Origin of the sequence: Caldimonas taiwanensis NBRC 104434 (assembly GCF_001592165.1) — a bacterium.
In the GTDB taxonomy this organism is placed as follows: Bacteria; Pseudomonadota; Gammaproteobacteria; order Burkholderiales; family Burkholderiaceae_C; genus Caldimonas; species Caldimonas manganoxidans.
The window spans coordinates 1-2,142 of record NZ_BCWK01000056.1 but is presented as its reverse complement, the minus strand read 5'-3'; the positions used below and the strand labels follow the sequence as shown (position 1 = coordinate 2,142).

Sequence of the window (2,142 nt, the reverse complement as noted above, 5' to 3'; positions counted from 1 at the left end):
CAGCGCCGCACCCACGATGAGGCTGGTGCGCCCGGTCTCCAGGTTCTTGACGTAGCCGCCGCCGGCACCTGCCGGCAGGCGCAAGGCATAGGACGCGGGTCGCCGGCCCTGGATGCGCGTGGCCTGCGGCGACAGATACGCCGCCTTGCCGCGCGCGAGCCACGGATCGCCGAAGGGGTCGAGTGCCTGCGGGTCGTAGTGATCGAAACCGTCGATGAAGAGCAAGGCCATGGCTATCCCTGGAGCGCCGCGCGCACCGCACGCGCGTTGCGCCCGATGATGTTGAGGATCACCCGCTCGCCGGCGGGGGTCTGCAGGTGGTCGTGGGTGACGGCCGGGTCGATGGCGTTGACGATGCGCACGGCCTGGATGACCTGCGGCGCGGCCGGCTGCACCTGGACCTGGGGCACGAGGCCGCCTGCGGCCAGGGCCAGCCGATGGCCGTCCCACGCGGGCGGGGCCTTGAGGCCATTCAAGGCATCCAGAAACGCCACGCCCACGCGCTTGACGGCGGCAGCCCGCACCACGTACTCGCCGGCCGACAGCCGCGCCGGGATCGAATCCGAGGTCGAGGTGCCGGGGCCGGTGACATAGCCGCCCACAGCGAACTTCTTGACCTTGCCCATCAGCGCCATGACGGCGGCCACCATCGCCGCCATCGCCGCGAGCGCCAGCCCCGGCCCCACGACGGGAATCGCGGCCTGGGAGGCGGCCGCGCCTGACCCGGCCTCGGCGGCATTGGCGCTGACCTTGGCCGCCGTCTCGGCCTGCTTGGTGGCCACCGACTGGGCGGCCGCGGCCTGCTCGATGGCCGCTTCTTGCTGGGCAAAGCCCAGCTTCATCGCCAGCATCCGCGCCTGCATCGCCACCCACTGCTGGAAGGGCTGGATGACCAGGTGCTGCAGGAAGGCCTCCGAGATGCTGCGGAAGATGTTCGAGAGCCCTTCGCGCAGGCTTTGCGCCCCAGTGACGATGCCCTGCACGGCCTGCCCGAAGCCTTCGCCGATGCGGTTCCACAGCGGCGCGAGCTCGTCGGTCACGATGCGCGTGCGCTCCAGCTCGTTGCGGAAGGCCTGCACGCGGATCACCGCCTCCGGCCCGATGGCCTCAGCCGCCTGCTGCATCGCGGGCAGGAGCCGCTGCATCTCGGCCGCCGACTGCTGTTGCAAGACCACGATCTGCTGGCGGGCCTGCGCTTCGGTGAGCAAGCCCGCCTGGGTCTGGATCTGGATGGCTTCCTGGGCGTTTCGCAGCCGCTCGGTGACCTGCCGCCACTGGGCTTCGAGCACGGCGAGGTTGGCCTGGGCGGCCTTCACGTCGATCAGCCGGTCAATGAGTGAGACGCCATCGGGGTCACTCTCGGCCGCCAGGCGCACGCGCAGATCCCGATAGCTGCGCTCGATGGCCGCTCGCCGGTCGGCGTCGGTGGCCGTGCCGGTGAGTTGGGCCAGCTCCTCGCGCGCGGCGGCCAGGGCATCGGCCAGTTCGCGCTCGGCCTGCGCGGCCGCTCTGGCGTTGGCCTGCTCGATGTCGGCGCGCTTGTTGTTGAGCACGATCAGCTCGGCTTCGAGCCGCGCGACCTCGCCCCGGGCCCGCAGGCGATCGTTCTCGCTGCCGGCGCTGGCGGCCACCTGCCGGCTGCGGGCCAGTTCCTGCTGCTTGCGCTCGATCTCGGCGTCGATCTCCTGCTGCTCGAGCGCGGTCTTGCGCGCGTAGTAGTCGCGCAGCGAGATCAGGCGGTCTTGCAAGGCGGCGTCCAGCGCGGCTTGCTGCCGGCCTAGACCGTCCTTGAGCAGGGCGAGTTCGGCGTCCAGCTGCGCCTTGATCCAAGCGGTCTGCGCGCCGGTGCTGTCCTGGGCCGGCTTGGGTTTAGACAGCCGCTGCAGCAGGTCCGGATCGGCCTGGATCCGGGGCGCCCGGACCTCGATCGGCTTGGGGTCGAAGAGGCTGTCGCGGAACGCGGCCAGTTCGTCCAGGCGGCGCACGAGACTGCCCTTGAGCTCGGCAATGATGGAGCGGGCCCCGGCGGTGTTCCCGCGCAAGGCCTCGACCGCCGCCGCCACGCCGGCGCCGATCGCCTCACCCAACACGACAAAGCCCTTGCCGACGGTGGCCGCCCCCAACGCCAGGGTCTTGAGCACC

At 71.3% G+C, this 2,142-nt stretch carries 1 protein-coding gene and 1 pseudogene; both read right to left on the bottom strand.

Annotated elements, in window-relative coordinates; translation table 11 throughout:
- Positions 1–231: pseudogene (locus CTA01S_RS15965) on the bottom strand (hypothetical protein); the annotation flags it as partial.
- Between the two features lie 2 nt (positions 232–233).
- The coding region (locus CTA01S_RS15960; protein ID WP_062196836.1) for a hypothetical protein at positions 234–2,142 on the bottom strand (1,909 nt) is incomplete at its 5' end.